Annotated in this window: 6 protein-coding genes; 1 reads left to right on the top strand and 5 read right to left on the bottom strand. The window is 64.7% G+C overall.

The features are described 5' to 3' along the window. The 3 genes from ACYP5B_RS16650 to ACYP5B_RS16640 form a co-directional block, all read right to left on the bottom strand. Positions 1 to 735, bottom strand: a 735-nt coding sequence (locus ACYP5B_RS16650; RefSeq protein WP_459570434.1) for an isocitrate lyase/PEP mutase family protein, incomplete at its 3' end; no start/stop codon positions are given. A gap of 71 nt (positions 736 to 806) precedes the next feature. Beyond that, a complete protein-coding gene (locus ACYP5B_RS16645) occupies positions 807 to 1760 on the bottom strand; it encodes a tripartite tricarboxylate transporter substrate binding protein (RefSeq protein ID WP_400102699.1) in 954 nt (317 codons plus the stop codon). Positions 1761 to 1857: 97 nt separating this feature from the next. Then, positions 1858 to 2973, bottom strand: a complete 1116-nt coding sequence (locus ACYP5B_RS16640) for a TauD/TfdA family dioxygenase (protein WP_459570433.1) — start codon at positions 2971 to 2973, stop codon at positions 1858 to 1860. 134 nt (positions 2974 to 3107) lie between these two features. Between ACYP5B_RS16640 and ACYP5B_RS16635 the strand changes: the two genes are divergently transcribed. Further along, positions 3108 to 3989 (top strand): LysR substrate-binding domain-containing protein, encoded by an 882-nt coding sequence (locus ACYP5B_RS16635; RefSeq protein WP_459570432.1) that lies wholly within the window; start codon positions 3108 to 3110, stop codon positions 3987 to 3989. 703 nt (positions 3990 to 4692) lie between these two features. Here the strand turns inward: ACYP5B_RS16635 and ACYP5B_RS16630 are convergent. Both ACYP5B_RS16630 and ACYP5B_RS16625 read right to left on the bottom strand, forming a co-directional pair. Continuing rightward, positions 4693 to 5391 carry a YceH family protein gene (locus ACYP5B_RS16630; protein WP_400102702.1) on the bottom strand — a complete coding sequence of 233 codons (699 nt, stop codon included), beginning with the start codon at positions 5389 to 5391 and terminating at the stop codon, positions 4693 to 4695. 132 nt (positions 5392 to 5523) lie between these two features. Further along, on the bottom strand, positions 5524 to 6043 hold a 520-nt coding region (locus ACYP5B_RS16625; RefSeq protein WP_459570431.1), incomplete at its 5' end, for an RNA-guided endonuclease InsQ/TnpB family protein.

Here is a 6043-nt window from a genome sequence, read left to right as displayed (position 1 = left end):
CTTCATCTGCGCGCCGATGAAGCGCACCACGCCACCCGGGAAAATCACGATCCGGAAGCCCTTGCCGGCGAGCTCGGCGGCGCTCTGAACCGGCGTCTTGCCGCCTTCCACCATATTGGCCAGCAGGGGGATGCGCCCGGCAAAGCGCGCGCAGACGCGCGCCATGTCTTCCTCGGTGCGCAAGGCTTCGATAAACAGCGCGTCGACCCCGCATTCCACATAGGCCTCGGCGCGATCGATCGCCGCATCCAGTCCTTCGATGGCCACCGCATCGGTACGGGCAAGGATCAGGGTTCGCGATGAGGCGCGCGAGTCCAGGGCCGCTTTCAGCTTGCCGCACATCTCGGCTGTTGCGACCACGCGCTTATTGTCCAGGTGGCCACACCGCTTGGGAAAGGTCTGGTCCTCGAGCTGGATCATGGCCGCGCCGGCGCGTTCCAGCGTGCGCACGGTCCGGATCACGTTGAGTGCATTGCCGTAGCCGGTATCGGCATCGACGATCAGCGGCAGGTCAACGCGGTCGGTGATCCTGCCGACGATATCCACTGTCTCGGTGGCGGTGGTCAGGCCGACGTCGGAGCGCCCGAGCTGCGTGTAGGCCACGGCGGCGCCAGACAGGTAGAGCGCCTCGAATCCCGCCTGCGCGGCGACCAGCGCCGAGAACGCGTCGTAGACGCCGGGCACCAGCAGCACGCGCGGTTGGCGCAGGCGGTCGGCGAGGGATGGAGTTGTCATTGTGTTTTCCAGGGGTGGTGGCCATTGGTGGCCATTGGTAGCCGGTTTAATGGGGGCTCAATGCCTGATTGTCAGGCAATCTTGGTATGGGTGACGGCGACCACCTTGGCCCAGCGATCGATCTCCTTGCGCACGAACTGGGAGAACTCCTGCGCGCTGCTGCCCACCGGCACCAAGCCTTCGTTCTGCAGGCGCTTGCGCATGGCCGGCGAGGCCACGCCGGCGCGCGCCGCTTTTTCGATCTGCTGGACCAGGTCGGCCGGCATGCCGGCCGGGCCGAACAAGCCGTACCATGAACTGTAATCGAAGCCTGGCAGCACATCGGCGATCGGCGCTACATCGGGGAACGCCGGCAGGCGTTGCAGCGTGCTCACGCCAAGCGCCTTCAGCTTGCCCGCGCTCAGCAAAGGCTGCACGGTGGCCACATTGCTGAGCAACAGGTCCGCCTGGCTCCCCACCACATCGGCCACGGCGGGCCCCGCGCCTTTGTACGGCACGCTGACGATATCGACGCCGGCTTCGGCCTTGAGCATTTCGCCCGCGAGATGGTTGGCGCTGCCGACGCCGGCCACGGCGAGGCTGAGATGGCCGGGCTGCGCCTTGGCCAGTGCGATGACTTCGCGCAGATTGCTCACCTTGAGCGAAGGCCGGGCGACCAGGATCAGCGGGGAGTTGGCGACCAGGCTGATGGGCGTGAAGTCCTTGAGGGTGTCGAACGGCAGCTTCTGGAACAAGGAGGGATTGATCGCATGGCTGGTGTAGCTCAGCAGCAGCGTGCCGCCATCGGGCTCGGCCTTGGCGACCGCGCCCGCCGCGATATTGCCGGCCGCACCCGGCTTGTTGTCGACAATAAACGTGTGCCCCAGCCGGTTTTCCAGCTCCACCGCGAGCGAGCGAGCCACGATGTCGGTGCCACCGCCCGGCGTGGCGCCGACCAGCAGCTTGGTCACGTTGGTCGCCGCCCTGAGCTCGGGCGGGAGCATGAGGGCTGCGGATAGCAGCGCCAGGAAGTCACGTCGTTGCATGTTGTCTCCGTCATCTTGTTGTATGGCGCCGGCGGGGTCGAACCCGCCGCGCGTGGGCTTGCCGCCTGCTATGTCAGTGCTGCGGTGTGTCAGCGCATCAGTTCGTCAACGCCTCGCCGGGCGCGGCGGGAGCCCAGGCCCGCAAGGGCATGCCAACGGCTGCGGCCTGCCGGGCTTCAAACGCAACAAAGGCGGCCGGCATCGCGCTGCCGCGCAGCCCGCCCCTGACCGCGCCGGCACGCGTGTCGCCGAAGTACACCGCCCAGTCGTCCGGCAGTGGCTGCGCCGACGGCACCGCCAGCCACAGCCGCAGCAGGTGGCGCTTGCGGTCCATCTTCTCATAGTCTTCAAAATTGGTCCGCGAGTGGATGGTGACGTAGTTGTTCAGCAACTGCATGTCGCCCGGCTCGAGCGACATGGAAAAGCACAGGCTCGGGTCCGTCATCAGTTCGTCCAGCAGGTCCAGCGCCTCATGCTGCGCGGTGGTCAGCCGCGGCACGGTGTCAAAGTCCGCCTGCGCGGCGACGATGTTCTTGCGGTTGGTCCGCAGCGCAAAGCAGTCCGGATGATTGCCAAGGATCGTCAAGGCATAGTACGGGGGCTGCGCGGGATCCTGCGCGCCCTGGTAGCTGAAGTAAAAGGGCGCTCGAAGCACCGCCTCCAGGTCCGGCCGCCTGCGCACGAACGCATCGCGCAAGGCCATCGAGCTGACCACCTTGCTCTCCCCGCCGCTCTTTGCCGCGCGCCGGCACAGGAGGGCAACCACGTCGCTGGAGTCGCAATGGAAATCCAGGCCGGCGTTGGTGTTATAGCCGCGCCCGTTCCTGGTCTTGTAGGCGGCGCCGATATCGCGCACGTCATTGAGGAAATCGCTGGCGCGGTTCTGCGTGCGCGCCACGCCCATGTGCAAGCCCATGCCCCAGTAGGCCAGGCGCGTGTCGTCCTCGGTCCAGCGGTCCACCGGAAAGCCTTTGAGCAGGCACATGCCCCAGCGGCCTTGCGTGGCCTGGACCACCCGCTTGAGCGCGCCGCCTGCGGCTGCGTCCAGCGGGAAGTCCGCCTGCGTCATGTCGAGAAACGGCTTGCGGCAAGCCTTGGCGTGGGCCAGGGCGGCATCGATGCTCGCCACCTCCTGCGCGCTCAGGTGCTGGATCCATGAGGCGTTGCTGGCGGCTTCCGAGGCGGTCCAGGCCACAGGGTTGAAGGCGGTCATGGTGTCTTTGTCTCCGTTGGATTGCTTTGGATTGCTTTGGATGCGCGGGATTGCTTGGATCCGTGCGATTAGTCTAAGCTTGCGTGGAGATAAGAAGTAGTGATGATATTTCGAAGCCTTGATAAGGAATATTGATGAAGCTGGAGGCGTTTTCGACGCTGCGCTCGGTGATCGAGGAAGGCTCGTTTGCGGCCGCCGCAAGCGTGATGCATCTCACGCCCAGCGCGGTGAGCATGCAGATGAAGCAGCTGGAGCTTTATCTCGGGCAGGCGCTGTTCGATCGCTCCGGCTTGCAGGTTCGCCCGACGGCCGCCGCGCACGAGGTGGTGGCATCGATGCGCGGGGGGCTGGACTACCTCAATGCGCTGCGGCGGCGCACCACGGTGGCCATCGACGGCACGGTGCGTCTGGGCGTGATCGAGTCGATCCAGCCGGTGCTGTTGCCCGGCACGCTGCGTTACCTGAAGGATCGCTACCCGCGGCTGGCGGTGCGCCCCACACGCGGGCGCAGCGCGGGGCTGATGGATGCCGTCAAGGCGGGGCAACTGGATGCGGCGGTTGTGGCCCAGCCCGAAAAAGGCCGGCTGTCCGGCTTGCGCTGGCATCCGCTTACGCAACGGGAAATCGTGCTGATCGCCCCGCCCGGCGAGCGCGCCAGTTCGGTGTCAACGCTGCTGCACAAGCACGACTGGATCCGGTACGACCGCGGCACGGTCACCGGGGCGATGGCGGCGCGCTATGTCCATGCCTGCTTACCGGGCAAGCGCAGCGCGCTGGAGCTCGACAGCGTGCCGGCCATCGTCGCCATGGTCAGCGCCGGGCTTGGCGTCTCCCTAGTGCAACTGATGGACCCGGGCATTTGCCAGATCTATCCGGTGCGGATCATCCGGCTGGGCAGCGAGGTGCCCACGCTGCAGATTTCACTGGTCATCCGCAAAGCCGATGAGGACAGCCGCTTGCTGCTGGCGCTGCGCGAGGCCATGACGGCCACGCTAGGTGCCCGCGCCGCGCCGTGATCGGCGAGACGCGCCATGTCCATACATTAGGGATCGAAATTGTCAGAGCGAAGGAAGCCCGGCCTTCGTTGAAGGCACTCGCAAGGCGCGCGATGTCTGCATCGGGCCCTGGTGCTTGACGGTGGGGCGCTTATGCAGCGCCCCTTGTGCACTGTCGATAGCGCAGCCTAGCGCCCGGCAGGGCTCCCGTAGAATGCACCAGTGCGGGGATTCGAAACGATGTAGGTATTGCGTCTTGCCCAAGTCTGGGCGGCCATGAAGACTTCGGGCTCGCGCTGGCTCCAGTCACTCGTCATGAGTGGTGCAGCCTCCTGCTCCGTCGTGGCATACACGACGGCCTGGTGAAGGGCGGCCCGGCCTTGGCTTCCTGGAATGGTAATGGTGCGAATCGTCACGCGCATCGTCAAAGGCCTCAACGTGTTTGGACTGCAAAGTATGGCGGCCTTTCAAGGACAGTATTGTGACAGCGTAGTGTCCTTATCTGCCCTGAAAGGCTGCGCCATGGGGCGCTTGGCGAAGCCGGGAGAATCTGGTTTGCGGCCTCGCGGTGGATAGGGTGCAGCTATCCACGATCATACGCGCAAGCACTAATCGGGCCAACGACATCTGTTGTGGCGCGCCGACAGGCTGCGCGCAGCCTGCGGGATGCGGCAGCACAATGTTTCCAACTGGAATATTTGTACTTGGTACTGGCGACCAAGGCCTACAGCGCGCTCTTGTCGATCGCAATGCCCAGCTCGCCCGCCATGCGCTCCACCAGCGCCTGAAGCCGGTTCACCTTCTCGGCCAGTTCCTTTTGCTCGGCTTTGAGCGCCTCGAACTCGGAGGGCGAGATGTTGTCGTCGGTGCCGCCGCGCTCGGTGATGTCATCGACGCTGACCTCGCCGCACAGCAGGTGCATCCAGCGGTTTTCGCGTCCGCCGGGAGCGCGCGGCAGCTTGACGACGAAGGGTGGCTCGGCGGCGGCCAGCTCGTCCAGGAACACCTCGACCGACGAGATATCGGCAAATGCGTGCAGGCGCGCGGAGTTCAGCCGCAGCTCCGCGGCCGTCTGGGGCCCGCGCAGCAGCAGCGTGGTGAGCAACGCGACCGACTGGCTCGGCACGCCCAGCACGCGTTTCATGTTTTGCTCGAAGCGCGGCACGCGGCTGCTGCTGCCTTCCATGGCCAGGCTCAGGCGTTTCAGGCCATCAATGGCGGTGAGGATCTCGGCCTCGGAGGCATTCATCACCGGCGCGCGCGCGGTCTTCTGGTTGCAGCCGGATGTCAGTGCATTGAGCGACAGCGGATAGGTGTCCGGCACCGTGTGCTGCTTCTCGACTAGCACGGCCAGCACGCGCCCTTCAAGCTGCGTCAAGGAACGGATGGCTGGGCGTGCGTGGGTGTCGGAATTGGGATTCATGAATCGTATCGCTAGGTGAAGCTGCTTGCTCGGGGTGATGCACTGATGGGCTGATCAGCTGAACCACTGGCCTACTGATCGTGCGCCAGCCGGGAGCGCCTTGTTTGGTGGACATTTGACGTCCTCCCCGTCCTAAAGGACGGGGATTCCTACTACTAGCGATGCACGTCCGCATCGGAGAATGTTTAGCGCGGCATTGGTATCGCGATCATGTACAACTCCGCAACTGCTGCAAGTCCACTCTCTTATTCGCAAGCCTGCGATACCTTTCGGCCGCGTTGTGCTGTCATTGGAACCGCACGACGAGCAGGCTTGGGTAGAACCGCTTTCGTTCACTTCTTCGAACGTGGCGCCGTGCGCAATCGCTTTGTAATGGAGCTTGTCTCGGAAGGACGACCAGGACGCGTCATAGACGCTCTTTGCCATCCTGGTTCTGGCAAGTTTAGAGGCGGACACATTGCCAACCGCGACGTAATCGAACCGGCGCACTATATCGAGCGCAAGTTTGTGCTGAAAATCGGCGCGCGCGTTCGCGACTTTGGCGTGCAGCTTCGCTATATGCCGCTTGTGCTTGCGAGCGCGCTGCGCTTTTGCCAACTTCCCGGCTGCGCGGCGGCCGAATCGGTCATTGGGCAGTTTCTCGCCCGTCGAG

The sequence above is a fragment of the Cupriavidus sp. 8B genome, from assembly GCF_054589115.1.
Note: the sequence above shows the minus strand (reverse complement) of the source record. Positions and strands in the feature narration are given on the sequence as shown.

Coding starts and splice junctions, on each gene's coding strand:
- ACYP5B_RS16635 (WP_459570432.1), top strand. CDS start 3,108: ATGAAGCTGGAGGCGTTTTCGACGCTGCGCTCGGTGATCGAGGAAGGC.
- ACYP5B_RS16630 (WP_400102702.1), bottom strand. CDS start 5,391: ATGAATCCCAATTCCGACACCCACGCACGCCCAGCCATCCGTTCCTTG.
- ACYP5B_RS16645 (WP_400102699.1), bottom strand. CDS start 1,760: ATGCAACGACGTGACTTCCTGGCGCTGCTATCCGCAGCCCTCATGCTC.
- ACYP5B_RS16640 (WP_459570433.1), bottom strand. CDS start 2,973: ATGACCGCCTTCAACCCTGTGGCCTGGACCGCCTCGGAAGCCGCCAGC.